Origin of the sequence: Pseudomonas sp. NY15354, from assembly GCF_048068075.1 — a bacterium.
GTDB classification, from domain to species: Bacteria; Pseudomonadota; Gammaproteobacteria; order Pseudomonadales; family Pseudomonadaceae; genus Aquipseudomonas; species Aquipseudomonas guariconensis_C.
This window is the reverse complement of record NZ_JBLUPV010000010.1, coordinates 102,675-128,900: the sequence shown is the minus strand read 5'-3', so window position 1 is coordinate 128,900 and position 26,226 is coordinate 102,675. Positions and strand designations below refer to the sequence as shown.

Genomic DNA, 26,226 nt, shown 5'->3' with positions numbered 1-26,226 from the left:
CGAGCGTGCCCTGGTGGGCGAGGCTCAGAGCGCGGTCGGCTGGATCACTTCGACCCAGTAGCCGTCCGGATCCTTGATGAAGGCCAGGTGCTTCATGCGGCCGTCCGACAGGCGCTTCTGGAAGGGCACTTCCAGGGCTTCGAAACGCTCGCAGGCGGCACGTACATCTGGCACCGAAATGCAGATGTGACCAAAGCCGCGGGGGTCGGTGTTGCCATCGTGATAGGCGAACTCGGCGTCGTTTTCAGTGCCGTGGTTGTGGGTCAGCTCCAGGATGCCTGGAATCGACTTCATCCACTGGTGACGCTCGGCGTCATCGGCTGGAATCTGGGCGGGGTCCACCAGGGCCAGGAAGTACAGGCTGAAGGCGGCCTCAGGGAAGTCGCGCTTGTCCACCAGGCTGAAGCCCAGCACGCGGGTGTAGAAGTCCAGCGACTTTTCGATGTCCTTGACCCGCAGCATGGTGTGGTTGAACACGAAGTTGATGGTGGCGGCATCCGGTGTGGCGGTGACGCCGGGCAGGGCGTGCAGATCGTGCAGGCTCATGGGTACTCCAGAAGAGAGGCCAGGGCACCAGGCCCTGGCGGAAAAGACAGGTGGGCCATGATACGGCAGTGAGGCGTGAGCGCAAACGAAAGCGCCCTGCACGAGTGCAGGGCGCTGGAATTAGAGGCCCGCATGTGCGGGCGCGTGATGGGGTCGCTAGTCCTTTAGCTGGTTCGATACTGCGCGTGTCGATGTGAAAAAAGTGTGAAGTGGGTGTTGACGTTTCATGGGCGTACCCAACTTTCCACTGTCTTGGCGCCGTACTGCTCTTTCCAGGCCTTCAGCCCGCGGTGGTTGCCGCCTTTGGTCTCGATCAGCTCGCCGGTGTGCGGGTTCTCGTACACCTTCACCACGCGGGGGCGGCGCTGCTGCTTGGGCGCCGTGGCCGGTGCCTTGGTCACTGCCTTCGGGTCGAGGATGGCGACGATGTCGCGCAGGCTCTTGTCATAGCTTTTCATCAGGCCGACTAGTTTCTGCTCGAATTCGATTTCGCGTTTTAGGCCGGCGTCCTTTTTCATCGCCTCCAGTTGCGCCATTTGTTCCTGGAGAGCTTTTTCGGCAGCACGAAACTCTGCAAGTCTGGACACTGTCATCACTCCTGTAAGTGTCGTGGCAGGGCGTGACGAACATACAAAAAGCAATAAACGCCGGCCACGGGGATGGGTACAGCTGTTCGCTGATATCGATTGTAGTCGCCGACCTCTATTGGGTAAACCGTAAACTTTTTATAAGTAATCAGGGAACTTTGTTAGTTTTTCGCGCCTTATTCGCAGCGCTTTGAAGTCTGCTCTTCAGGGGTGCTTAGACCATCGTCCAATGGTGCGAAATAGAGCGCCTGCGCGATCATTCAAGATGAGGGTCGGCGTAGTTGTCGGCTGCTCCGTAGTGCCGGGGTGCAACGCTGCCTCGGATCGTTTTTCGCCTTCTTCCTGGATGTTCCTTTCGCATGTTTCCCCCGTTTTCCCCAGCCCCTGGGCGCCGTTTTACCGGCCTGTTGTTCCTGTGTGTCGGTGCCCATGCCCAGGCCGCCGGTTTTCTTGAAGACAGCAGCGCCAAGGTCGAAGCGCGCACGGTCTACTTCAACCGGGATTTTCGTGATGGGCATAGCAGTTCAAGTCAGGGCGCATCCAAACGCGAAGAGGCGGCGCAGGGTTTCATCCTGAATGTGCAGTCCGGATATACCCAGGGTCCGGTGGGCTTTGGTGTGGATGCCTTGGGCATGGTCGGCTTCAAGCTCGATTCCAGCCCGGCGGACAGCAACAGTGGTTTGCTGCCTTCGTCAGGGCATGACCCGCGCCGCTCGGCCGACCAGTACGCCAAGCTCGGCGTGGCCGGCAAGGTGAAGGTGTCCGAGACCGTGCTGCGCTACGGTTCGATGATGCCGGATGTACCGTTGCTCAAGTACAACGATGGTCGCCTGCTGCCGACCATGTTCCATGGCGCGATGCTGACCTCCGAAGAGGTGCGCGACCTGAAGTTCACCCTGGCCCGCCTGAACCAGTACACCGCCCGGGACTCCACCGACCGCCAGGACATCCGCGTCCACTGCAAGAACAAGCGGTATGCCTGCGACATCGAGGCCGACCACTTCGACCTGGCCGGCGTCGATTACCGCTTCAGTGATCGTCTGAGCGGTCAGTACCAGGTATCGCGCCTGGAAAACATCTACCGCCAGCAGTTCCTGGGTCTGGTGGGCAACCAACCCTTGGCGGTGGGCAGCCTGTCGGCCGATCTGCGCCTGATCAAGAGCGACGATATCGGCAACGCCCGCGCGGGCGATATCGATCACCGCGCCTTCAGCGGCATGCTCGGTTACAGCCTGGGCGGGCACAAGGTGAGCGCTGGCTGGCAACGCATGTATGGCGAGAACGCCATGCCGTACCTCGACGGCAGCAACCCGTACCTGGTCAACTACGCCCAGGTCAATGACTTCGCCGCCGCCCAGGAGCGCTCCTGGCAACTGCGTTACGACTATGACTTCAAGGCACTCGGCGTACCGGGCCTGACGTTCTTCACCCGCTACATCAATGGCGACCATATCAACGTCCCTGGCAGCAGCGCCGAAGGCAAGGAATGGGAACGCGACACCGAGCTCAAGTACCAAGTGCAAAGCGGCACCTTCAAGGACGTGAGCGTGCGCCTGCGTAACTCCACCTATCGCAGCAACTACGAGAAGTGGGCGCGGGACATGGACGAGACGCGGGTGATCGTGAGCTACAACTTCTCCATCCTCTAGTGTTTTGCCAAATGCCGCCGGCCGCTCGACAATGGCGGCTGGTTGACATGAGGGCAGGGTGATGAAACGCGTGCTGCTGATCGGCATCGGTCCGGGCGACCCACGTCAGATCACCTACGAAGCTGTGGAGGCGCTGCGGCGCGCCACGGTGTTCTTCGTTCTGGACAAAGGCCAGGACAAGGACGAACTGGTGCAACTGCGCAAAGACATCCTGGCGCGCTACGTGCCGCAGGGCGGTTATCGGCTGGTGCAGGTGACCGATCCGCAGCGCGAAGGCCAGGCGCCGGACTACCTCGGCGCTGTGCAGGGCTGGCATCGCCAGCGCGCGGCCTTGTACGGTCAGTTGCTGGAGGACGAGCTGGGCGCTGACGATATTGGCGCGTTCCTGCTCTGGGGCGAGCCTGGGTTGTACGACAGTACCTTGCGCATCCTCGACCTTGTTCGCCAACAGGGCCTGGCCTTGGCCCTGGAGGTCATCCCTGGCATCAGCAGCGTGCAGGCCTTGGCCGCGCGGCATCAGATCCCCCTCAATCGTATCGGCGAGCCTCTTATTGTGCTGCCGGGCCGGCGCCTGGCCGAGCAGGCGCGGATCGACAACGTGGTGGTGATGCTCGATGGGCAGTGTGCCTTCGCCGGGTTGGACGATCCGCAACTGATGATCTATTGGGGCGCCTACCTTGGGACCGAGGACGAGATCCTGGTCGCCGGGCCGCTGCAGGGGGTTAAGGCGCAGATCGTCGAGCTGCGGGACCAGTTGCGGCGACGCAAGGGATGGATCATGGACACCTACCTGCTGCGGCGCGAGTGCTGACGCGGGGCAATCGGGAACCTGGGGCCGCTTTGCGGCCCCGGCTTCAACGCCGACGCAACATGGCCCCGGTGAAGTTGTACAGGCGCTGTTCGTCCAGGTGCGCCAGGCTGTGCTCGATCCGCTCGGTCAAGGCCGCTGCATGGCGGTTGCGGTCATAGCGGGTCTTGAGCAGAGGCGCGCAGGCTGCCTGGGCCTGCTGCCAGGCCGCTTCATCGCTGTAGAGCCGCACGCAGGCCTGCGCCAGCGCTTCGGCGGTTCCGGCGATAGCGCCCGGCCAGGGCAGGGCGCCATGCATGGCTTCGGCGCCGATGGGCGTGGTGACACTGGGGGTGCCGCAGAGCATGGCGTCGGCCAGCTTGCCCTTGATGCCAGCACCAAAGCGCAGCGGCGCCAGGCACAGGCGTGCGTTGCCCATCACCTGCAGCGCATCCTCGGCCCAGCCGAGCAGGTGGAAGCCCTCTTCGGGGTTGTGCAAGGCCAGGGCCTTGGGTGTGGCGTAGGCGCCATGGATGTGCAACTGGGCCTCGGGCAGACGACGGCGAATCATCGGCCAGAGGTTGTGCTTCATCCACAGCACCGCATCCCAGTTGGGCGCATGGCGGAAGTTGCCAATGGTCACGATGTGCTCGCGCTCGGCGAAGGGGCGCAATGTCTGGGCAGTCGGGTCGAGCATCAGCGGGCACCAGTGCAGCAGGTAGTCCGGCACACCGAAGCCATTGACCAACAGGTCTGTTTCCACGTCCGAGATGATCAGCGACAGGTCGCAGCGATAGATGGCCGCCAGCTCGCGCTGGGCCAGGTCGGTGGGGGCCATCTGGCGGAACAGCTCGGGGCCGCTGGTGTTGAACAGGGCGCGGAAGTCGTTGGGGTCCAGGCCTTCGATCAGGCGTCGGCGCAGCAGTTGATGGCGGGCCTCGCGCAGGCTCTGCAGGTCGGAGGTTTCCAGCACGCGCAGGGCGTTGGGGCAGTGTTTCCGGACGCTCGGGCCAAACTGCTCCTCCATGGCGAAACGGTCGAACAGCACGATGTCCGGCACCAGTTCGGCGATGAAGTGCTCGAAGTGCTCGTCGATGAGCTGTTCAGCGATGCCCTGGCTCGCGAGATCGGCCTTGTGCTCGGCGGCGTTTGCGGCGCTGGCGAAGGTGATGCGCCAGCCGCGAGCAAGAAAGCTTTCGAGGATCTGCATCATGTGGCCGCCGACGGCGGAGGAGCGAGGTTCGGGCCAGGCTTGGCCGATGACCAGGGCGTGGAGCATGGAGGAGGGGCCTTGGGCTGGAAAACGCGTATTTAACCATGGTCTGGTGCACGGGGCCGCTTCTACAGATCCATGTAGGAGCGGCCTCGTGTCGCGATGGGGCTGCGCAGCAGCCCGTGCAGTCAGAAGGTGTAATCCACCGTCGCAAAGTACGACCGCGGCGCCCCCAACAGCCACTGCTCGCTGGTATAGACGTAGGATGCTGCATACTCGCGGTCGAACAGGTTGTTCACCTGCAAGCCCAGACGCACATCCGGCAGCACCTGCCAGCCGAGATTGGCATCCACCACCGTGTAGCCAGGCACGCTGTTCTCATTGGCCGCACTGTCGTAGCGCTGGTCCACATAACGCACACCGAGGCCGGCATCGACCTGTTGGCCAAACCCTTTGCTCACCCATAGATTGGCCGTGCGACGGGGCACATTGCCTGGCCTGTTACCCGCTCGATCCACCACGCCCTCTGCTGTGTCTTCGAGGTAATCGTCGAACTTGGCGCGCACCACCGCAGCGTTGGCCGAGACCTGCCACTGGTTGGCCAAGGCCAGCTCCACGGTCGCCTCCAGTCCATCGGAGGTTTGTTGGCCCGCTTGCTGTACGCCATGGTTCACCGGGTCGGCGACCAACAGCTTCTTTTTGACGATGTGGTAGGCCGCAAGCGTCCACTCGCCACGGCCCTCCCAGAACCGTTGCTTGAGACCCAGCTCGGTCTGCTTGGCCTCGGTCAGGTCATAGCGCTGCGCCGGGCGCAGGGTCAACAGATCCCCCACGCCATCCTCGCTGGTCGAGTACTGCCCATACAGCGACAGCTCGTCGGTGACGGCGAACACCAGCCCGGCGCGCCAGTTGCCGCCTGGCAGGCTGCGCTCGCTGCGGGTGTCGTTGACCAGGTCGTTGCGCTCGATGTGGTTCTGGTCGCGGCGGATGCCGGTCACCAGCGACAGGCGATCGGTCAGCTCGGTGCGGTTCTCGGCGAACAGGGCGAAGGTATGCGTGGTGGACAACGTTTGAGGGCGTGTCGGCGACAGGCTATGGAACCTGCCAGGCGCCGGGTGCCAAGGGTCGAGCGGGTCCGTAGCGCCATCGTCGTAGGGAGCGTTGCTGTCGACGTTGAAACGGATCTTGTTGTATTCGGCCCCGATGAGCGTCTTGCTGGTCAGGCCAAACAGGTCATGGTCGAAGGTGAAGCTCTGGCGATCGCCGATCTGTTCCTGGTTGTGCTTGATCTCCAGGAAGCTGCCGCGCTCCAGCCGATCTACATCGCCATTCCAGGCGTAGGTCTCGGCATTGCGCCAATGTCGCCGGCTCTTGATGTAGTACAGCTGGTTGCTGGCCGACACGCTGTCGCTGATGTTCCAGTCGGTATTCAGGCGGGTCCATTCGTCATGGTAGCGCTGCACGTCGTTCTGAACGTTGTAGTTCTTCTTGCGCAGGCTGCTGCGGTAGCGCCCGCCGATCAGCGGCGTGCCGTAGTAGTTGGCCGGTTCTGCGTCGCCGCGTTCGTGGGCCAGGGTGAAACTCAGGTCGGCTGTTGCGTCGAAACGCAGTGCCGCGCTCAGGGCCAGGCTGCGCGAGTCGGTGCGGTCGACCCAGCCGTTACCGGCCTGCTGGTTGACCGTCATCCGATAGCTCAGGCGCTCGCTCAGGCTGCCGCCGCTGTCCAGACCGAGCTGCTGGCGGTCCCAGGAGCCGTAGCCCAGGCGCAGCTGGTTATGCACCTCGCCTGCAAAAGGCTTTTTCGGGATCACGTTCACCACTGCACCGGTGGCGCCTTCGCCATACAGGACCGAGGCGGGGCCGCGGATCACGTCGATGCGCTCGACCATCCATGGGTCGACCGGAAAGGTCAGCGTGCCGGCACCGCTGTACAGGCGCGAGCCATCGAACAGGGTCATCACCGAGCTGTGGCCCTCGAAGCCCCGGGCCGACAGCCCGGTGCCGCCATCGCCTGGGCTACCGGTGAAGGTGATGCCCGGTGAGCGGGTCACGGCGTCCTGGACGGTGAGGTTGTTGCGCTGCTGAATCTGTTCGGCGCTCAGGGTGCTGGTGCTGGCCGGGGTCTGCAGGGCGCTCAGGTTCAGGCGCGATCCAGCATCGGTTGGGGTAGCCAGGTCGACACTCGGTGCCTCATGGGTGTCGGTGATGGTCGTCGAGGGCAGGGCCAGCACCGGGTTGTGCTGTTCATCGGCCACGACCGGAAGGGAAACGGCCAGGCAGGCCGCCAAGGTGTGAAGCGTGTAGGTACGGGACATGTCGTTCCACTGCTGCAGGAATGAATGGATCCCGGTGGAAACAACGCATAGACAAGCGAACGCGCACGCAAGGGGCGTGCGCGAAGACCGGCCTGCGCCCGCCCACCGCGGGTTTGCCAACGTGAAGTTCCAGGCCGGTCTCCGGGCTTGCGAGGGTCATGAAGCCTTCACCTTCCCATGCATGCGCACAGTGGTCTGTCGAAGGGTTCGCTCGCTTACCGTTGCGGGGGCAGCGCCGGACTTGTCGTGTGAACGACGCACCGGCTTCCCGTTTCACCCTGCGCGCGGCGGCGCAGGACACCTGAAACTGGCGCGCATCTGACCATTGATCGGATGGGGAGTCAATGCGCGGGGAAAAGACGAGGGCTCAGCGCCCGCGTCGGCGCGAGACCCGCGCCTCGATGTTCTTGCGTCCGATCAGCAGCGCGGGCTTTTCCACCACGGGTTCGTCCGCCAACCATTTGTACATCACCAGGCAATCCACCAATCCCAGCTGGGCATGGCGGTACGCCTTGGGCAGGCGGCCGACCGTCTCGAAGCCCAGCTTATGCCACAGCGCCACGGCCACCTCATTGGTGGCTACCACCGAATTGAACTGCAACGCCAGAAAACCCTCCTGGCGGGCCAGCTTCTGCGAGTGTTCGCACATCAAGCGAGCAACGCCGCGGCCACGGGCGGCCTCGCTGACCATGTAGCCGCAGTTGCCCACATGGCTGCCGGGGCCGGCGGCGTTGGCCTTGAGGTAGTAGGTGCCGAGCAGCTCGCCATCCTGCTCGGCCACCAGGGTGCGCAGAGGCAGTTCCAGCCACAGTTGGCGGGCCTGTTCGAAGGTCAGCGCGGGGTCGAAGGCGTAGGTCTGGCGGGCCTGGATGATGGCCTGGAAGGTGGGCCAGAAGCGCTCGAAGTCTTCCGGGGTCATGGGGCGGATCTGAATCATGGCGGCTCCTGCTGGCTGAGCCGCCAAGTCTGGGTGGCCTGGCGCCGCCGCGCAAGGGCGACGACGCCGCTCAGCGTCAATTGCCGGCCTTGCCCACCGCATCCATGGCGCGGGCCGAATAGACCAGCGCGGCGCCGGCGTTCATCGCCACCGCCACGCCCAGCGCTTCGGCGATCTCCTCGCGGGTGGCGCCATGCTTGACCGCCTGCTGAGAGTGCACGGCGATGCAGCCGTCGCAGCGGGTGGTCACCGCCACGGCCAGGGAGATCAGTTCGCGGGTCTTGGCATCGAGGTGGTTGGTCTTGGCGCCGGCGCCGCTGGCGGTCATGTAGCCGGCCACGGTATCCGGAGACAACTGCTTGAGATCGCCGATGCCGGCCATCAACTGCTTACGGTAGGCGTCCCAGTCCATCATGCTCATCGTCTTCACCTTGTGAGGTTGGCAACAGGAGCTTTCAGGCTAGTCGAAGTTTTCCCGTGGGCACGGCCTTGTGTCGCGATGGGCCGCGCAGCGGCCCAAAATTCAGGCTTTCAGATGTAGATGAAGAACAGCACCAAAGCTGCGACCACCGCCCACTTCTCCAGGTAGTAGCGGGTACGGTTGCGCTTTTTCAGCGCTTTGCCGCGCTCACGGATCTTGTAGATGCGGGTGAACAGGCGGTTGATGCCGCCGGTCTTGTCATTGGCGTCGTTGGGGGCGGCGGCCGCGGCCATGACGTTGCGGCTGAACCAGCGGTTGAAGGCGGTCGCCCAGCGGTACTTGAGCGGGCGTTCGACGTCGCAGAACAGGATGATGCGATTGTGCTCGGTGGTGTTGGCGGCGTAGTGGATGTAGGTCTCGTCGAACACCACCGCTTCGCCGTCGCGCCAGGCGTACTTCTCGCCATCGACGTCGATGTAGCAGCCATCATCGTTCGGCGTGTCGAGGCCCAGATGGTAACGATAGGAGCCAGCATAGGGGTCGCGGTGACGCACGAGCTTGGCGCCTGGCGGCAGGGTGGCGAACATCGCGGCCTTGACCGTGCCGATGCTTTGCAGCAGCTCGGTGGTACGCGGGCACAGCTTCATCGCCGATGGATGGCTCTCGCCGTACCACTTCAGGTAGAAGCGTTTCCAGCCGGTCTTGAAGAAGGAGTTGAAGCCGACATCGTCATAGTTGTCGGACTTCTTGATTTCACCGACATGCAGCAGTTGCTGGGCTTCTTCGCGGATTTCCTGCCAGTGGTCCTTGAGCGGCTGCAGCTCGGGGAAGGCCTCCACCGGCAGGTAGGGCTTGGCCGGATGCTTGGAGAACAGGTACAGGAAGGCGTTGACCGGGGCCAGGAAACTGGAGTGATCGCCCAGTTGGCGGGTCAATTTGTGGCGAACCCGACCGCGCAGGTGGACATAGGCGATCGAGAGGACGAAAAGAAGTACTAATGCAATTTTCATGGACGGCTGCTTGTCAAGATGGCCATGCTTCATGGCTTGAGCTCGCCAGCATAAACAATCATGCGTTGGCTTTATAGGATTAATCTCACATTGCCAGGCAGACATTCGTACGATAACCCCCGTTCGTGTTGTGTGCCCCGGCCTAGACGATTTCAAGGAGGGAATGACGGATGGCATTCGATGAACGCGACAAGGTCCAGCCCTTCAAGCGCCTGTTCTTCGCGCTGTCGGTCAGCGATGCCCAGCGCCGCGCCATTGCCCAGTGGCGACGTGCATTGGCGCTGCGCAGTGGCAAGCCGGTGCCGGCGCAGAACTTCCACCTGACGTTGCTGTTTCTGGGCGATGTCGATGTTGCCCAGGTGCCCGCCCTGTGCGCCGCCGTCGATCAGCTCAAGCGCCCAAATGCGCCGATTCGTCTGGTGCTGGATCGCCTGCAGGTGTGGCCGCGCGCCAGCGTCTTGGTCCTGGAGCCGCAGCAGACGCCACCGGCCATGCGCCAGTTGGTCTATGCCCTGCAGCAGGCGGCACTGCCGCTGGGGATCGCTGAGCAGGTCCGTGAGTTCCGGCCGCACCTGACGTTGTCCCGCGACTTTCGCAGCCAGGTGCCGGAAGCTGGCACAGCGCCGGAGTTTTTCCTTGCTGCGCGGTCGTTCACCCTCTACGAGTCGCGCAAGGGCGCCTATTGGCCATTGGCCGAGTGGCCCTTGGAGGACTAAAGCCAGCCTGTGCGTCGTGGTTGTGAGACAGGGGACTGGCGCGTACCATGCCGTGCATTCCTTTCAATAACAAACCACACGGCACTGGCCAGCATTGGCACGTGGCGTGTGGACTTTCGTCTTGTCTGCGGAGATCAACAACCCATCCATGAACGGACCTACCCCAAACGTTTTGCCTACCACCGCGCAAAGCGGCAGCTGGCTCAGTGTCATCGCCTTGGCGCTGGCCGCCTTCATCTTCAATACCACCGAATTCGTGCCGGTGGCGCTGCTCAGCGACATTGGCCACAGCTTCGACATGAGCACCGCCCAGGTCGGCCTGATGCTCACTATCTATGCCTGGGTGGTGGCGCTGGCGTCGCTGCCGATGATGCTGATCACCCGCAACATCGAGCGCCGGCGCCTGCTGTTGTTCGTCTTTTTGGTGTTCATCGTCAGCCATCTGCTCTCGTGGCTGTCCCAGAGCTTTGCCATGCTGCTGGTCAGCCGTATCGGCATTGCCCTGTCCCATGCGGTGTTCTGGGCCATCACCGCGTCGCTGGCAGTGCGCGTGGCGCCCCCAGGCCAGCAGGCCAAGGCCCTGGGCTTGCTGGCCACCGGCACCACCTTGGCCATGGTCATGGGTATTCCGCTGGGGCGCGTGGTGGGTGAGGCCCTGGGCTGGCGGGTGACCTTCCTCAGCATTGCCGGTGTGGCATTGGCCACCCTGCTGTGTTTGGTGAAGTCGCTGCCACTGCTGCCGAGTCAGAACTCCGGCTCCCTGCGCAGCCTGCCGATCCTGTTCAAGCGCCCGGCGCTGGTGATCACCTACCTGTTGGTGACGCTGGTGATCACCGCGCAGTTCACCGCCTACAGCTACATCGAGCCGTTTGCCCTGCATGTGGCGCAGATCGGCGGCGAGCGCACGACCTTGCTGCTGCTGTTGTTCGGAGGCGCAGGGGTGTTCGGTTCGTTGCTGTTCAGCCGCTACAGCGACCGCTTCCCCCATGGGTTCCTGGTGGCGGCCATCGCCTCCCTGGCGGCGTGCCTGCTGCTGATGTTGCCGCTGTCGGGCAATTTCTATGTGTTCGCGGCGTTGAGCATGGTCTGGGGCGTGGCGATCCTGAGCTTCAGCCTGTCGTTGCAATCGAAGACCCTGAAGCTGGCCTCGGATGCCACCGATGTGGCCATGGCACTGTTTTCGGGGATCTACAACATCGGCATCGGCGGCGGTGCCTTGCTGGGCAGTATCGTCAGCAGCCAGCTGGATGTGGCTTATATCGGCCTGGTCGGTGGCAGCGTCGCAGTGGTGGGCCTGGTGTTGGCGGCGGCGAGCACTGGGCGGTTTCGCGCAGCATTGGGCAAGTAGCCCCCTGAGATCAGCGGTGGCTGCTTCGCGGGTAAACCCGCCCACCGGGATTGCTCCGCTCTCAAGACTTGCGTAATGCCAGTGGGAGCGGGTTTAGCCGCGAAGAGAACGGCGTCGAGCAGGCTGGTTGAGTCAATGATCGGCAGGTTGCAATGCGGCGAAGCGCTCGCGCAGCCACAGGTGCAACTGCGACACCGCAGGCGAGAGCTGCTTGCGGTGGGGGCATACCAGGGTCACGGGCGTAAGCTCGCCCGGGTGCTCTGGCAACAGGATCTCCAGCTCGCCCGCCGCCACGTTGGCGCTCACATCCAGCCATGACTTGTAGACGATCCCTTCACCCTCCAGGGCCCAGCGCCGCACCACGTCGGCATCATCGCTGAACAGCGGGCCACGCACCTGCACGGTGCGGTTGCCCAGACGCCATTTGTCATAGACCCGCCCCAGTTGCAGGTAGAGCAGGCAGGCATGCTGCTGGAGCTCCTCGGGTGTACGCGGGCGGCCATGGCGTGCCAGATAACTGGGAGACGCCACCAGCACTCGACGGTTCCAGGGCGCCAGGGGCAGGGCGATGTAGTTGGCCTCGGCGTTCAGGCCGTAGCGGATGGCTACATCCACCGGATCGCGGGAAAAGTCGGCGACCTGGTCGGAGAGAAAGAACCGCAGGCTCAGCTCCGGGTGTTCGCGGCGAAACGCGCTGAGCCAGGGCAGCAGGATGTTGCGCCCAAGGTCCGACGGCGCCGACACCTGCAGCACACCGCGCAGACTGCTGTGGGCCCCGTGCAGGTTGTCGCGCCCTTGGCGCAAGGTGTCGAGCACGCTTTGGGCAGTGGGCAGGTACAGCTCGCCTTCGGCGGTCAGGCGCAGGCTGCGGGTGGTGCGGGCGAACAAACGCACATCCAGCTCGCGCTCCAGGCGCTTGATCGCCGCCGCCACTTGCCCCGGAAGCAGACCCGCCTCATGGGCGGCGGCAGTGAAGCTGCCCAGCGCGCTGCTGCGCAGGAACAATTCGAGATCGGCAAGACGCAGCATTTTCACTCCAAGGATGAAAGTGTTGCTGCATTGTGCGGGTTTTTCTTTTTGACGGGAAAGATAAGATGCGCGACAAATCCGTTCTCTTGAGGAGTTGTCTTGATGGATACCGTTGCCCTGGCCAAGCGCCGCTACACCACCAAAGCCTACGATGCCGCCCGCCGCATCCCCCAGGCCACCGTCGACGCGCTGCTCGAACAACTGCGCCACAGCCCGTCGTCGGTCAATTCGCAGCCCTGGCACTTCATCGTCGCCGACAGCGCCGAAGGCAAGGCGCGCATCGCCAAGGCGACCGAGGCGTTCGCCTACAACACGCCGAAGATCCTGGATGCCTCCCATGTGATCGTCTTCGCTGCCCGCACCGACATGCCGGAGTCGCACCTGGAGGCGGTGTTGGCGCAGGAGGCCGCCGATGGCCGATTCCACACCGAGCAGGCCAAGGCGGGCCAGGACGTGACCCGTCGCGGCTACGTCAACCTGCACCGCTTCGACCAGAAGGACCTGCAGCACTGGATGGAGAAGCAGACCTACCTGGCCCTGGGCACCGCCTTGCTCGGCGCTGCCGCCCATGGCCTGGACGCTACCCCCATCGAAGGTTTCGACAGCAAGGCGCTGGATGCAGAACTCGGCCTGCGTGAACAGGGCTTCACCAGCGTGGTGCTGCTGAGCCTGGGCTACCGCAGCGAACAGGACTTCAATGCCGGCCTCAACAAGTCGCGCCTGCCGGCTTCGACGGTGTTCACTTTCCTCTGAACCGTACGGGCTAGTCGTCAGGCGCCTGTGACAGGGGCCTGGCCACATGCTCCAGCGAGCGGCGTTCGGCGGCGGTGCCCCAGCGGGCCTGCACCAGCGCGGCGATGATCATCAGGCCGGCGCCGATCAGGTAGCCATACAGCACGTTGATACGCTCACCCGTCTCGATCAGTACGCCGAACAACGCCGGCCCGATCAAGCCGCCCAGGCCGGTGCCGAAGGCATAGAACACGGCGATCGCCAAGGCGCGGATCTCCAGGGGAAAGGTCTCGGCCACGGTGAGGTAGGCGGAGCTGGCGGCGGCGGAGGCGAAAAAGAAAATCACCATCCAGGCCGCCGTTTGCTCTGTGACATCGAGCAGGCCTTGCTCGAATCCATACCCGCTGATGGCCAGCAGTACACCGGATATCAGGTAGGTGGCGCTGATCATGACGCGGCGACCCAGCACATCGAACAATCGCCCCAGCAGCAATGGCCCACAGAAGTTGCCCAAGGCGAACGGCAGCACGTACCAGCCGACACGCTCGGACGGCACGCCGTAGAAATCGGTGAGCACCAGCGCATAGGTGAAGAAAATGGCGTTGTAGAAGAACGCCTGGGCGCTGAGCAAGGTCAGGCCGACCAGGGCGCGGCGCCGGTGCGCGACGAACAGGCAGCGCATGACCTCGCCCAGGGGTGTGTGATCGCGGGCGCGTAGGCGCAACGGTGGGGTATCGAGGGCAGGTAGCGTGATGCCGCGCGCACGCAATTGGCGTTCGATATCGGTGACGATGCGTTCGGCGCGCTCGGGTTGACCATGGACCATCAACCAGCGCGGGCTCTCCGGAATCCACAGGCGCATCAGCAGGATCGCCAAACCCAGCAGCGCACCGATGCCGAAGCACAGGCGCCAACCCAGATCGCCGCCGACCCGTGCCGGGTCGAGCAGGATCACCGCGCCGATCGCCCCAAGGGCTGCCCCCAGCCAGAAGGTACCGTTGATCACCAGATCCACCCAGCCGCGATAGCGGGCGGGGGTGAACTCCTGGATGGTCGAGTTGATGGCGGTGTACTCGCCGCCGATGCCCGCCCCGGTGAGAAACCGAAACAGCAGAAAGCTTGCCAAATTCCACGAAAACGCAGTGGCAGCCGTGGCGCCGATGTACAGCGCCAGGGTGACGAAAAATAGCCTGCGCCGACCCAGGCGGTCAGTCATCCAGCCGAAGAACAAGGCGCCAAGGACGGCCCCGGCGATGTAGGCGGCGCCTGCCAGGCCGATCTGGGTGTTGCTCATGGCCAGCGCCGGGCTGTCCTTGAGGGCACCGGACACCGAACCCGCCAGGGTGACTTCCAGCCCGTCCAGCAACCAAGTGATGCCCAGGGCCATCACTAGCAGGGTGTGGAAGCGGGTCCAGGGCAGTCGGTCGAGGCGGGCGGGAATGTCGGTGTGGTAGAGGCGCCCGGCCGCGGTGGGGAGCGAGGGTTGGTTCACCAGGTGGGCTCCGGTCTGCTGGCGGTATGTGCCTGGCAGTGGAGCCCTTTTCAGCGGGCGGAGTTCATTTCAGCAACGTCGATAACTCCACGGCCTTTGTGGGAGATTCTATGGTGTCGGACAAGCTCGAATCGCCTTGGGTTGGTATTCCTTGACACTTTTCAGCCGTGCAAACGCCAGCCCTGGCGTAGTTCCCACAGGCACAGCGATGTTGTTGAGAACACCGGAGAACCTGTGTGCGGGTTCACCCGCGAATAGGCCAGGGACAGTCACCACAAGGCGACAGAAGCGGCGCTCACCACTCGCCCGAACACGTCGATGGCCTTGTCCACCTCGGCCTCGCTGGTGAAGCGTCCCAGGCTGATCCGCACGCTGTTGCGCGCCTGGGCGTCCTCGAGCCCCAGGGCCAGCAGCACGTGGGACGCGGCGTTGCTCGCCGAGTTGCACGCCGAGGTGGAGGACAGGGCCAGCTCGCTGGCCAGTGCCGCACTGTTGAAGCCCTTGGCGTCGATGCACAGGTTCAGGGTGTGAGGGATGCGTTGTTGGGCGCAGCCATTGAGGCTCACGCCGGGCAGGGCCAGCAGCCCTTGGCGCAGGCGCTGGCTGAGCTGGGCGATGCGCTGGTGTTCGCTGTCGCCGGGTCCGCCGGCCAGTGCGAAGGCACTGCCCATGCCGACGATCTGGTGGGTCGCCAGGGTACCGGAGCGCAGGCCACGCTCATGGCCACCGCCGTGCATCTGGGCACGCAGCATCGGGCGAGCGCGCGGGCCGACATAGAGTGCGCCGATGCCCTTGGGGCCATACACCTTGTGGGCCGAGAACGACATCAGGTCGACCGCCTGACGGGCCAGGTCCAGGGCGACCTTGCCCACGGCCTGTGCGGCGTCCACGTGCAGCAGGGCGCCATGGGCGCGCACGTATTCGCCGATGGTGGCGAAATCGGTGAGCGTGCCCAGTTCGTTGTTGACCGCCATCAGCGACACCAAGCGGGTGTCTTCACGCAGCGCGGCCTGTACCGCCTGCGGTTGAATCAGCCCGTGCGCGTCCGGTGCCAGGCGCGTGACCGCCCAGCCCTGGCGTTCGAGCTCGGCTGCGGTGTCCAGCACCGCCTTGTGTTCCAGTTGGCTGGTGATCAGGTGACCCGGCTTGCCGGCACCCTGGGCGATGCCCTTGAGCGCCAGGTTGTTCGATTCGGTGGCGCCGGAGGTCCAGACCAGATCGGCCGGGTCGGCGCCCACGCGCTCGGCGACCTGGCGACGGGCCTGCTCCACGAGCTCGCGGGCGGCCTGGCCATACGCATGACCGCTGGAGGCCGGGTTGCCGAAATGCGCCTCTTGGCCGAGGCAGGTGATCATGGTCTCGATGACGCGTGGGTCGACAGGGGTGGTGGCGGCGTAGTCGAAGTAGAGCGGGGCGCTGGGCATGATGGGAATCCGTGCAGGTCGCCATGACGTGGCGATCGATGGATCCATCGTACCCAGCGCTCCGGAGATGCTTTTTGCCTTGTTGGCCCAGTGCGGCGCGCCTTGAAGAAAAGTTTTTCTATCACGCCTTTGCGTGTAGGAAATTATTCTCTAGATGGTAGGTTTATCTTCGCAGGGATAGGGAGTCAGGCCGTGAGGTGCTGCTTTTCTTCTTCCTCCGCGACCCGTTCGCACAGATCGATGATCTGCTCGCGCATCCACCGGTTGGCCGGGTCCTGGTCGGTGCTTTCGTGCCAATACAAGTGGGTTTCCAGCGGCGGTACTTCGACCGGCAGCGGCAAGTGGCGCAATTGGTGGCGACGGGCGAAGCGCTCGGGGACTGTCATCACCATGTCGGTCTGCTGCAGCACTTGGGACGCCATCAGGTAATGCTGCGAGCGCAGGGCGATCTTGCGCTGCACGCCCATCTTGCCCAGGGCCAGGTCGACATAGCCCAGGCCATTGCGGCGGCTGGAAATATGGATGTGGGTCAAGGCCAGGTAACTGTCGAGGGAGAGCTTGCCCTCGGCCAGCGGGTGCCCCGGGCGCAGCGCGCAGACGAAGCGGTCTTGCATGAGCTTGACGTGGCGCACCTGCGGATCGGTGTTCAGCGGCGCATCCACGGCAAAATCCAGGTGGCCGGCGGCCAGCTCCTTGGTGGTTTCGCGCCGCTTGCACAGGAAGCTTTCGATCATCAGCGCCGGGGCCAGGCGCCGCAGGCGCTGGAACAACGGCGGCAGGATCACCGCCTCGGTGAGGTCGGTCATGCTGATGCGGAAGGTCTTGTTGGCCTGTTGCGGGTTGAAGGTACGGCTTTCCTGCACCGAGGTGCGCAGCAGGGCCAGTGCGTTGCGCACCGGGCCGATGATGTTCTGCGCCATGGGGGTGGGCACCATGCCCTGGGCGGTGCGCACGAACAGCGGGTCGTTGAAGGTTTCGCGCAGGCGCGACAGGGCGTTGGACACCGCAGGCTGGGTGATGCCGACGATCTGTCCGGCACGGGTCAGGTTGGCTTCGGTGTAGATCGCATCGAAGACGATGAACAGGTTGAGGTCGACCTTGCTGAGGTTCATGGCATGGCTCTTTATAGGAATTATCGGCCGATCATATATTGCTTATGAATGTTAATACACGCGGAAAATAGACTAGGTGGATAGCGCCTGGGTGCTCTAGGCTCTGGCCCATGTTCTTCAGCCTGTGAAGGGAGCTTCAGATGGATTTCGCCTATTCGCCCAAGGTCCAGGCATTGCGCGAGCGCGTCACTGCATTCATGGACGCCTACGTCTACCCTGCGGAGCCGGTGTTCGAACGCCAGGTCGCCGAGGGCGATCGCTGGCAGCCCACTGCGATCATGGAACAGCTCAAGGCCCAGGCCCGCGCCGAGGGGCTGTGGAACCTCTTTTTGCCTGAGTCAGAGTACGGCGCGGGTCTGTCCAACCTCGAATACGCCCCCTTGGCCGAGATCATGGGCCGTTCGCTGCTGGGCCCGGAGCCCTTCAATTGCTCGGCGCCGGACACCGGCAACATGGAAGTGCTGGTGCGTTATGGCAGCGAGGCGCAAAAGCGCCAGTGGCTGGAGCCTTTGCTGCGCGGGGAGATCCGCTCGGCGTTCGCCATGACCGAGCCGGACGTCGCATCCTCCGACGCCACCAACATGGCCGCCACGGCCGTGCGCGAGGGTGACCAATGGCTGATCAACGGGCGCAAGTGGTGGACTTCCGGTGCTTGCGACCCGCGCTGCAAGGTGATGATCTTCATGGGCTTGTCCGACCCCGAAGGCCCGCGTCACCAGCAACACTCGATGATCCTGGTGCCCACCGACACGCCGGGCGTGAAGATCGTCCGCCCGTTGCCGGTATTCGGCTACGACGATGCCCCCCATGGCCATGCCGAGGTGCTGTTCGAGAACGTGCGGGTGCCGTATGAAAACGTGATCCTGGGGGAGGGGCGCGGCTTCGAGATCGCCCAAGGCCGCCTGGGCCCAGGCCGCATCCACCACTGCATGCGCTCGATCGGCATGGCCGAACGGGCCCTTGAGCTGATGTGCAAGCGTGCGGTCGAGCGCACCGCATTCGGCCGACCGCTGGCCCGGTTGGGTGGAAACGTCGACAAGATCGCCGATTCGCGCATGGAGATCGACATGGCACGGCTGCTGACCCTCAAGGCCGCCTACATGATGGACACTGTCGGCAACAAGGTCGCGCGCAGCGAAATCGCCCAGATCAAGGTGGTGGCGCCGAACGTGGCGTTGAAGGTGATCGACCGGGCGATCCAGATTCACGGCGGGGCTGGGGTCAGCGGTGACTTCCCGCTGGCCTACATGTATGCGATGCAGCGCACCCTGCGCCTGGCCGACGGGCCGGATGAAGTGCACCGGGCGGCGGTGGGCAAGTACGAGATCGGCAAGCATGTGCCCAAGGAACTGCTGCGTAGCGGGCACTGAAGGGGGGCTGCTGTGCAGCCCATCGCAGGCCCCGAGGTGGCTGACCGGGGCTCATGGACGAGGTCAGGACTGGTCAGGCTGCTCGTGCGGCGGGTCGTCGTGCCGGGCCCGGGTCTTGAACAGTGACAACAGCACCCCGCCGAGCAGCAAGCCGAAGGTCACCCCCAGCGATAGCAGGGCCGGCACCTTGCCCACCAGGCCGTGGTAGAAGATCTTGCAGCCGATGAACACCAGCACCAGCGCCAGGGCGTACTTGAGGTAGACGAAGCGGTGCATCAGCGCTGCCAGGGCGAAGTACAGCGAGCGCAGGCCGAGGATGGCGAAGATGTTGGAGGTATAGACGATGAACGGGTCCTGGGTGATGGCGAAGATCGCGGGCACGCTGTCGACGGCGAACACCAGGTCGGCCAGCTCGATCAACACCAGGGCCAGGAACAGCGGCGTGGCATGGCGCAGGGCGGTGCGCTGCCCGGGCGGCGTGAGGCGCACGAAGAAGTGCGCGCCGTGGAGCTGGTCGGTGACCCGCATGTGCCGGCGTACGAAGCGCAGCACGGGGTTGTTGGCAAGGTCCGGGTGGCTCTCCTGCCGCGACAGGGCCATCTTCACTCCGGTGAACAGCAGGAAGGCGCCGAACAGGTAGAGTACCCAGGCAAAGTGCTGCACCAGCGCCGCACCCACGCCGATCATGATCGCCCGTAGGAACACCACGCCCAGGATGCCCCAGAACAGCACCCGGTGCTGGTAGCGGCGGGGGATGGCGAAGAAACCGAAGATCATCGCCATGACGAACACGTTGTCCATCGACAGCGATTGCTCGACCAAAAAGCCGGTGTAGAACTCCAGGGCCGACTGCGCGCCCAGCTCGTACCAGACCCACGCGCCGAACAGCACGCCGACACTGAAATAGCCCGCGTACAGCAGCAGGCTCTCGCGCATCTCGATCTCGCGGTTTTCGCGGTGCAGCACGCCCAGGTCCAGAACCAGCAGGCCGATGACGATTGCGATGAAGACCAGCCACAGCCAAGCGCTGGTGCCGAGGAATGGGGTGATGAGGAATGTCTGCAGAGCCATTTGAGCCCCTCCTTGAATGTCGACGTTGCATGGCAACAGTGATCCGACATGGCGGCTTGGCAACCGTCAGAGGGGCCCGGTATCACATGGGCTTGAGCGTAGTCCCGATCCGGGACCCTGCCGAATGGCGCGCTGTTACATTTCTTTGCGGTGCTGCGCAGTCTTTCAGTACACCCACACTTCCACCCGTTGATTGCGCAGCCGTCCTTGTTGCTGCTCGTTGTCGGCCACCGGCAGTTCGTCGCCCATGCCGGTCACCTCCTTTACCTCCACACCGCTGCGGGCGAGCTCGCGGCGCACCGCCATGGCCCGCAGGCGCGAGAGCAGGGCGGCGCGGCCTGGGGTTTCCTTGGGGTCGCCAAAGCCCACCAGCACCGCCTTGTGCTGCAGCTTGCCCGCCTGGCGCAGGTAGTCGGCCACCCGGCGCACGTCGCGCAGCGCCTTGTTGTCGAGGTTGGCGCTGCCTGGCTGGAAACGAAAGTTCACGCTCAGGCGCCGGGCTTCATCGACCAGGGTTCGGTAGCGCGGCGGCATGTCGGCCTGGGCGGGCACGGGCAGGGCCTTGACCTGCTGGGCCACGAAGCCTTGGCCGGCGACGATGGCTTGGCCGGCGGGGCTTTGGGTGAAGTCGGCCAGGGCCACTGCCAGGGGCGCGGCGCGGGCGGGCAGGTAGAAGAACAGGCGGCGCGACAGCGGGTAGTCCTCGCTGGCGACCAGGGCAGGGGTAGGCAACATGGCCGGCGCGTCGCCCTCGGCGATGGCCAGGACCTTGGCACCGTGCACGGCAGCCAGGCTGCTGAAGCCGATGGCTTGGCGGTCGGCCTTGACCCGCTCGGCCAGGGCTTCGCTGGACTCGAAACGTTGCGCCTGGGCGGCCAGCGTCTGCTGGCGTGGCTCCAGCACCAGTGCCTTGAAGGTCTCGAAGGTACCGGAGCGATCGTCGCGTGCGTACAGGCGGATGTCCCCGCCGGACACGCCGAGCTGCTCCCAGCGCCGCACCTGGCCGCAGAACACCTGGGCCAGTTGTGCGGTGGTCAGTTGGGCCAGCGGGTTGTCTGGGTGGACGATCACGGCTACACCGTCCAGGCCGATGACCTGTTCGGCGCCTTGGCCACGCAGATCGCCCAGCGCTCGCAGGCGTTGGGCTTCGTCCTGGGTGATGGGGCGTGATGAGGCGGCAAGGTCTGCCTGGTTATCGCCCAGGGCGGTGAAACCGGTGCTCGAGCCATGGGCGGCGATGGTGATGCGCAGGGGCTGGCCCTGGGCAGTGCGGGCGTTGATTTCGGTTTCGTTGGGCTGGTGGCCCGGGGTCTGCGTGATGGCCGTGGCGCCTTGGGCCGCCAGCAGGCCCTGGACCAGCGCAGGCGTCAGGGCCGCCCCGATGGTGTTGGAGCCCTGGATGCGCAGTTGCGCAGGCCCGGCCAGGGCCGATAAGGAAAGCAGACAGCACAGCAAGGCGAGCAGGCGAGGCATGCCGGAGACCTGTGGCATAAAGGTGCGCTGCAGATTACGACAGTGGCGTGACCGGGAGATGACAGTGCGGGGCTTGATGCGAACCCGCGCCCCTCAGTCTGCGCATCCCCTGTAGGTGCGGGCTTTGCCCCGCGATCAAAAGCTCGGTGAGCGCGGTGTGCCAGGTGCCCTGTGGCAGCAGGTTTTACGGCCGCTTCGCGCCCGATCGCGGCACAAGGCCGCTCCTACAGGCGTGGCGCAAAGGCTTGTGGGCTCGGTCAGAACGTAGGCGGCGTGATTACCCAGATCACCACCGCATCCACCTCTCCGGGGTTGCCATAGCGGTGCGGCTCCTGGCTGGAGAAGCTGAAGCTGTCACCTTCATTGAGCTGGAAATATCGGTCCCCGACCCATAGTTCGAAGCAGCCGGACAGCACATAGCCGGCTTCCTCGCCCTCGTGGCTGTAGCTCTGTTGGCTGTAGGTGCCCGGTGGAAAGCGCGAGTGGAGAATCTCCAACTGGCGATTGGGCTGGGGGGTGAGCAGTTGATCGACGATGCCGTCCTCGTAATGCACGCTCAAGCGGCTGTTGCGCCGCACTACGTAGCCCTGATCCTCCGGGGCGGTGCTGGCCTCGCTGGCGAAGAACCACTGGATGGTCACCCCCAGGCTGCGGGCAATGTTGAACAGCGCCGGGATCGACGGGTAGGAGAGGTTGCGCTCCAGTTGGCTGATGTAGCCGGCGGTCAGTTCGCTCTGCTTGGCCAGCTCGGCGAGGGTCATGCCGCGGCGCTTGCGCAGGCCGCGGATGCGGGTGCCGAGAAAGTGCGGGGCCGCGCCGCCATCTTCGGCGGCGGCGGGCGGCGGCGTCTGGGGTTGCTGGCTCATGCGCGTCGGTCCATCGGGAAAGCCAGAAGTATGACCAGCCTCAGAGCGCCCAGGCAACCGTCAGGCCGTCGTGGATCGCCTCTTCGACAGTGCGCGGCGCCAGGCAATCGCCAACGCGTCGCACCTCGACCAGGCCGGCCAGTTCCTCGGCCAAGGTGTCCACCGGTTGATGGCCCAGGCACAGCACCAAGGTGTCGATCCCTTCGAAGATCATCGGCTCGCCGCTGGCGGTATGCAGCAGGTAGACGGTGTTGTCGTCGCAGCCGTAGAGCCGCGCATAAGGCGTGATCGCAATGCCCAGGCGGTGCAGCTCGCCGGCCATCTGGTCGCGTACGTACAGCGGCAGGCTTTCACCGCAGTGGGTGCCGTTGACCGCCAACTGCACTTGATGGCCTTCGCGCACCAGGCGCTCGGCGATGCCGGGGCCGATCCAGTCGCTGCGCCAGTCCACCACCAGCACCGAGCCGCCCAGGGTGACCTGGTTGCGCAACACTTGCCAGGCGTCGACCACCTGCAGGTCGCCGCTGCGTTCGAACTCCGGCCAGTATGGGGTGGCGCCAGTGGCCGCGATCACCACGTCGGGGCGCTCGCGCTCGACCAGGGCGCGGTCGACGCGGGTGTTGCGCACCACGCGCACGCCGGCCAGTTCCATTTCCCGTTGCAGGTTGGTGCTGGCACCACCGAACTCGCTGCGACGGGGCAGCAGCTGGGCCAACTGCACCTGGCCACCGAGCTGTGGGCCGGCCTCGTAGAGGGTCACGTCATGGCCACGCGCCGCCGCGACCGCCGCGGCTTTCATGCCGGCCGGGCCGCCGCCTGCGATCATCACGCGCTTGGGCGCCGAGGTAGGGACGAGTGTGCCGTATTGCAATTCGCGGCCGGTTTCCGGGCGCTGGATGCAGGAGATTGGCAGGCCGCGATGGAAATGGCCGATGCAGGCCTGGTTGCAGGCGATGCAGGCGCGCACGTCCTCGACCTGACCGCGCTCGGTCTTGGCGGGCATCTGCGGGTCGCAGATCAGCGCCCGGGTCATGCCACAGACGTCGGCCTGGCCGCGGGCCAGGATCAGTTCGGCCTCCTGGGGTTGGTTGATGCGTCCGGTGACGAACAGTGGGATGTCAAGGCGTGCCTTGAACGTGCCGGCTTCGCGGGCGAGGTACGCAGGGTCGATGGCCATGGGCGGAACAATGTGCACTGCACCGCCTTGGGAGGCGGAGGTGCCGGCGACGATGTGCAGGTAGTCGATCTCGCCCTGCAGCGCCTGGGCGGCCACCAGGGACTCGTCTTCGGTCAGGCCCTCGGGGTCGCGCTCGTCGGCGCTGATGCGAAGGCCCACGATGAAGTGTTCGTCAGTGGCCGCGCGCACGGCGGCCAGCACTTCACGTACAAAGCGCAGGCGTTGTTCCAGGCCGCCGTTGTAGCCGTCGGTACGGCGATTGACCCGCGGATTGAGGAACTGCGCCGGCAGGTAACCGTGGCTGGCCACTACTTCCACGCCGTCCAGCCCGGCCTGATGCAGGCGGCGGGCGGCACTGGCGTAGCCCTGGACGATTTCGTCGATCATCGCCTGGCCCAAGGCCCGGGGCATCACTCGGAAGCGCTCGTTGGGCACCGCCGAGGCCGAGTAGGCCACCGCCAGCAGGCCATCGGCCGTCTCCATGATCTCGCGGCCTGGGTGGAACAGCTGCGACAGCACCAGGGTGTCGTGGGCATGGCAGGCCTCGGCCAGGCGGCGGTAGCCGTCGATGCAGGCATCGTCGGTGGCCATCAGTACATGGGAGGTGTAACGGGCGCTGTCGTGCACCCCCGCGACCTGCAGCACGATCAGCCCGGCGCCGCCTTCGGCGCGGGCGCGCTGATAGGCGATCAGCTTGTCGTTGACCAAGTTGTCGGTGGGCAGGCAGGTGTCATGTCCGGTGGACATGATGCGGTTCTTCAGGCGTTTGCCACGGATCTGCAGCGGTTCGAACAGGTGGGGGAAGGCGGTCGACATGCGCGCAGCTCCGGTCGGTGGTCGTTTTTGTTTTTCTCATGAAAGTGTAGCGTCAGTAAAAAATCAACTTGTTTTTTTACTGGCTGGCGTCTAGCGTTCCCCTCGACCCCTGGCTCAGGGGCATCCCTCACAACAACAAGAAAGCGAGGCCTGCGCTGCACCGGCCAGGCATCGGCAGGAGGAACCAACGATGCAAGCATTTCCCCGCAGGATCGGACTGTGCGCAGTCCTTCTGGCCTTGGGCCTGGGCAGTGCGCAGGCGGCGCCGCAGATGGTCGTGGTCGGCTATGGCGGCGCGGGTCAGAAAGCCCAGGACGTGGCGATCTTCCAGCCTTTCAGCGCCCAGGATGGCAGCAAGCTGATCCAGAGCGAGTACAACGGCGAGATGGCCCGGATCCAGGTGATGGCCGATACCGGGAATGTCGATTGGGATGTGGTGCAGATCGAGGGCCCAGACCTGATGCGCGGCTGTGACGAAGGCATCTACGAGCGTCTGGACTGGCAGCAGATGGGCCATGCCAAGGAGTTGATACCGGACGCGGCCCAGGCGTGCGGTTCAGCGGCGCTAGTGTGGAGCGTGGCGATTGCCTATGACCGCGACAAGTTGGCCAAGGCGCCTACCTCCTGGGCGGATTTCTGGGATGTGAAGGCGTTTCCCGGCAAGCGTGGGCTGCGCAAGCGCGCGGTGTACAACCTGGAGTTCGCGCTGTTGGCCGACGGTGTGAAGGTCGAGGACGTCTACAAGGTGCTGTCCACCCCGGCCGGCGTCGAACGCGCGTTTGCCAAGCTCACCGAACTCAAACCCTACATCCAGTGGTGGGATGCCGGCGCGCAGCCAGCCCAGTGGCTCACCGCAGGCGATGTGGTGATGACCTCCACCTACAGCGGCCGCATCGCCGTCGCCGCCCAGCAGGGCAGCCCGCTGGCGGTGGTCTGGCCGGGCAGCCTGTATGGCATGGACTACTGGGCGATCATCAAGGGCTCCCAGCATGTCGACCAGGCGCGGCGCCTGATCGCCTACGCCAACCAACCCGATACCCAGGTGCGGTATGTGCAGCAGATCCCCTATGGCCCGACCAATACCCAGGCCGCGGCCAAGCTCGACCCCGCCTTGGCCAGCTGGGTGCCGACCTCGCCGGAAAACCTCAAGGGCGCGCTGGCGATGAATGTCGAGTTCTGGGTTGACCATGGCGAGGAGCTGGAGCAGCGCTTCAACGCGTGGGCCAGCAAGTGAGGTAGATTCATTCCCCAGGGCCGCTTCGCGGCCTTCGTGGGTAAATCGGAGCGCCGAACAGACTTCGGCCTCCCACATTCTCGAACCAGGACAACAACAATGACCCCCACCGAACGGACCCTGCGCCAGGAGCTGGCTGCCTGTTACCGGCTGATCGCGCACTTTCGCATGACCGATCTGATCTTCACGCACATCTCCGTGCGCCTGCCGGGCCCTGAGCACCATTTTCTGATCAATCCCTATGGTTTGCTGTTCGATGAAATCACGGCCTCGAAACTGGTGAAGATCGATCTGCAGGGCAACCCGGTGGAAGCGACGCCATACCCGGTCAACCCGGCGGGCTTCGTCATCCACAGCGCCATTCATGGCGCCCGCGAGGACGCTCAGTGCGTGCTGCATACCCATACCCGGGCCGGCTGCGCGGTGGCGGCGCTCGAGTGCGGCTTGTTGCCGCTCAACCAGATTTCCATGGAGTTCTACGGACGGGTCGGCTACCACGCCTACGAAGGCATCGCCCTGGATATGGACGAGCAACAGCGCCTGGTAGCGGACCTGGGCGAGCATTCGGTGATGATCTTGCGCAACCATGGTCTGCTGACGGTCGGCAGCAGCGTGGCCGAGGCCTTCATGCGCATGTACTACCTGGAGAAAGCCTGCGAGATCCAGTTGGCCGCGTTGCAGGCCGGGCAGGTGATCGTGCCGCCGCACGAGGTGTGCGCCCATACCGAGCGCCAGTTCAATGCCCCGGCGCGGCCGTTGAAAGCAGGGGAGTTATCGGACCCGGATGGCAATGCACTGGCCTGGCAAGCCCTGCTGCGGCTACTGGAGCGGGTGGCGCCGGATTATCGCGACTGAGACGCCCGCGTCGGCTCCAACACCCTGGGGCCGCTTCGCGACCCTT

23 protein-coding genes and 1 riboswitch are annotated in these 26,226 nt (G+C 64.6%); of the genes, 8 read left to right on the top strand and 15 right to left on the bottom strand.

All coding sequences use genetic code 11. The features are described 5' to 3' along the window. Window positions 1-24: 24 nt before the first annotated feature. Both gloA and ACNFCH_RS12710 read right to left on the bottom strand, forming a co-directional pair. Window positions 25-546: a lactoylglutathione lyase gene (gene gloA, locus ACNFCH_RS12715; RefSeq protein ID WP_337158263.1), complete on the bottom strand. Its 522-nt coding sequence runs from the start codon at window positions 544-546 to the stop codon at window positions 25-27. A 224-nt stretch (window positions 547-770) separates the two neighbouring features. After that, window positions 771-1,133, bottom strand: a complete 363-nt coding sequence (locus ACNFCH_RS12710) for a histone-like nucleoid-structuring protein, MvaT/MvaU family (RefSeq protein WP_337158264.1) — start codon at window positions 1,131-1,133, stop codon at window positions 771-773. 359 nt (window positions 1,134-1,492) lie between these two features. On the opposite strand from ACNFCH_RS12710, the gene ACNFCH_RS12705 reads away from it, so the two are divergent. Both ACNFCH_RS12705 and cobF read left to right on the top strand, forming a co-directional pair. Further along, window positions 1,493-2,782 carry an OprD family porin gene (locus ACNFCH_RS12705; protein WP_337158265.1) on the top strand — a complete coding sequence of 430 codons (1,290 nt, stop codon included), beginning with the start codon at window positions 1,493-1,495 and terminating at the stop codon, window positions 2,780-2,782. A 61-nt stretch (window positions 2,783-2,843) separates the two neighbouring features. Beyond that, on the top strand, window positions 2,844-3,593 hold the full coding sequence (gene cobF, locus ACNFCH_RS12700) for a precorrin-6A synthase (deacetylating) (RefSeq protein ID WP_416742909.1): 750 nt from the start codon (window positions 2,844-2,846) through the stop codon (window positions 3,591-3,593). A gap of 43 nt (window positions 3,594-3,636) precedes the next feature. On the opposite strand, the gene ACNFCH_RS12695 is transcribed toward cobF, so the two are convergent. The 5 genes from ACNFCH_RS12695 to lpxO form a co-directional block, all read right to left on the bottom strand. Then, the gene (locus tag ACNFCH_RS12695) at window positions 3,637-4,848 is read right to left on the bottom strand and encodes a glycosyltransferase (RefSeq protein ID WP_416742908.1); all 1,212 of its coding nucleotides are present in this window, start codon (window positions 4,846-4,848) and stop codon (window positions 3,637-3,639) included. Between the two features lie 122 nt (window positions 4,849-4,970). Continuing rightward, entirely contained in the window at window positions 4,971-7,097 is a 2,127-nt protein-coding gene (locus tag ACNFCH_RS12690; protein ID WP_416742907.1) for a TonB-dependent receptor, read from the bottom strand. Between the two features lie 114 nt (window positions 7,098-7,211). Further along, window positions 7,212-7,417, bottom strand: a riboswitch (cobalamin riboswitch). A 47-nt stretch (window positions 7,418-7,464) separates the two neighbouring features. Continuing rightward, window positions 7,465-8,034, bottom strand: a complete 570-nt coding sequence (locus ACNFCH_RS12685; protein WP_416742906.1) for a GNAT family N-acetyltransferase — start codon at window positions 8,032-8,034, stop codon at window positions 7,465-7,467. 76 nt (window positions 8,035-8,110) lie between these two features. Beyond that, a complete protein-coding gene (locus ACNFCH_RS12680; RefSeq protein WP_337158270.1) occupies window positions 8,111-8,455 on the bottom strand; it encodes a carboxymuconolactone decarboxylase family protein in 345 nt (114 codons plus the stop codon). Between the two features lie 110 nt (window positions 8,456-8,565). After that, window positions 8,566-9,465 (bottom strand): lipid A hydroxylase LpxO, encoded by a 900-nt coding sequence (gene lpxO / locus ACNFCH_RS12675; protein ID WP_337158271.1) that lies wholly within the window; start codon window positions 9,463-9,465, stop codon window positions 8,566-8,568. A gap of 170 nt (window positions 9,466-9,635) precedes the next feature. On the opposite strand from lpxO, the gene thpR reads away from it, so the two are divergent. Further along, window positions 9,636-10,181 carry an RNA 2',3'-cyclic phosphodiesterase gene (gene thpR / locus ACNFCH_RS12670; protein ID WP_416742905.1) on the top strand — a complete coding sequence of 182 codons (546 nt, stop codon included), beginning with the start codon at window positions 9,636-9,638 and terminating at the stop codon, window positions 10,179-10,181. Window positions 10,182-10,329: 148 nt separating this feature from the next. Continuing rightward, the gene (locus tag ACNFCH_RS12665; protein WP_416742904.1) at window positions 10,330-11,529 is read left to right on the top strand and encodes a sugar transporter; all 1,200 of its coding nucleotides are present in this window, start codon (window positions 10,330-10,332) and stop codon (window positions 11,527-11,529) included. Window positions 11,530-11,661: 132 nt separating this feature from the next. On the opposite strand, the gene ACNFCH_RS12660 is transcribed toward ACNFCH_RS12665, so the two are convergent. Continuing rightward, window positions 11,662-12,558 (bottom strand): LysR family transcriptional regulator, encoded by an 897-nt coding sequence (locus tag ACNFCH_RS12660; RefSeq protein ID WP_337158274.1) that lies wholly within the window; start codon window positions 12,556-12,558, stop codon window positions 11,662-11,664. A gap of 102 nt (window positions 12,559-12,660) precedes the next feature. Here ACNFCH_RS12660 and nfsB point away from each other — a divergent pair, with 102 nt between their 5' ends. Beyond that, entirely contained in the window at window positions 12,661-13,311 is a 651-nt protein-coding gene (gene nfsB, locus ACNFCH_RS12655) for an oxygen-insensitive NAD(P)H nitroreductase (RefSeq protein ID WP_337158275.1), read from the top strand. A gap of 10 nt (window positions 13,312-13,321) precedes the next feature. Here the strand turns inward: nfsB and ACNFCH_RS12650 are convergent, their stop codons facing one another. From ACNFCH_RS12650 to ACNFCH_RS12640, 3 genes are all read right to left on the bottom strand, one after another. Continuing rightward, entirely contained in the window at window positions 13,322-14,782 is a 1,461-nt protein-coding gene (locus ACNFCH_RS12650) for an MFS transporter (RefSeq protein ID WP_337158276.1), read from the bottom strand. 269 nt (window positions 14,783-15,051) lie between these two features. Next, entirely contained in the window at window positions 15,052-16,206 is a 1,155-nt protein-coding gene (locus ACNFCH_RS12645) for a cysteine desulfurase family protein (protein ID WP_337158277.1), read from the bottom strand. 185 nt (window positions 16,207-16,391) lie between these two features. Continuing rightward, a complete protein-coding gene (locus ACNFCH_RS12640) occupies window positions 16,392-17,318 on the bottom strand; it encodes a LysR family transcriptional regulator (protein ID WP_337158278.1) in 927 nt (308 codons plus the stop codon). 140 nt (window positions 17,319-17,458) lie between these two features. Between ACNFCH_RS12640 and ACNFCH_RS12635 the strand changes: the two genes are divergently transcribed. Then, window positions 17,459-18,688, top strand: coding sequence for an acyl-CoA dehydrogenase (locus ACNFCH_RS12635; RefSeq protein ID WP_070090997.1), 1,230 nt, complete (start codon window positions 17,459-17,461; stop codon window positions 18,686-18,688). A 63-nt stretch (window positions 18,689-18,751) separates the two neighbouring features. Here ACNFCH_RS12635 and ACNFCH_RS12630 read toward each other — a convergent pair whose 3' ends face one another. The 4 genes from ACNFCH_RS12630 to ACNFCH_RS12615 form a co-directional block, all read right to left on the bottom strand. After that, complete coding sequence (locus ACNFCH_RS12630; RefSeq protein ID WP_337158279.1) at window positions 18,752-19,759, bottom strand: TerC family protein; 1,008 nt, start codon at window positions 19,757-19,759, stop codon at window positions 18,752-18,754. Between the two features lie 165 nt (window positions 19,760-19,924). Continuing rightward, complete coding sequence (locus ACNFCH_RS12625; RefSeq protein ID WP_416742903.1) at window positions 19,925-21,232, bottom strand: substrate-binding domain-containing protein; 1,308 nt, start codon at window positions 21,230-21,232, stop codon at window positions 19,925-19,927. Window positions 21,233-21,489: 257 nt separating this feature from the next. After that, on the bottom strand, window positions 21,490-22,098 hold the full coding sequence (locus ACNFCH_RS12620) for a helix-turn-helix domain-containing protein (RefSeq protein WP_416742902.1): 609 nt from the start codon (window positions 22,096-22,098) through the stop codon (window positions 21,490-21,492). A gap of 40 nt (window positions 22,099-22,138) precedes the next feature. Further along, window positions 22,139-24,091: an FAD-dependent oxidoreductase gene (locus ACNFCH_RS12615; protein ID WP_416742901.1), complete on the bottom strand. Its 1,953-nt coding sequence runs from the start codon at window positions 24,089-24,091 to the stop codon at window positions 22,139-22,141. 190 nt (window positions 24,092-24,281) lie between these two features. On the opposite strand from ACNFCH_RS12615, the gene ACNFCH_RS12610 reads away from it, so the two are divergent. Beyond that, window positions 24,282-25,325, top strand: coding sequence for an ABC transporter substrate-binding protein (locus ACNFCH_RS12610; RefSeq protein WP_416742900.1), 1,044 nt, complete (start codon window positions 24,282-24,284; stop codon window positions 25,323-25,325). 36 nt (window positions 25,326-25,361) lie between these two features. Continuing rightward, window positions 25,362-26,180, top strand: a complete 819-nt coding sequence (locus ACNFCH_RS12605) for a class II aldolase/adducin family protein (RefSeq protein ID WP_337158284.1) — start codon at window positions 25,362-25,364, stop codon at window positions 26,178-26,180. Window positions 26,181-26,226 lie beyond the last annotated feature (46 nt).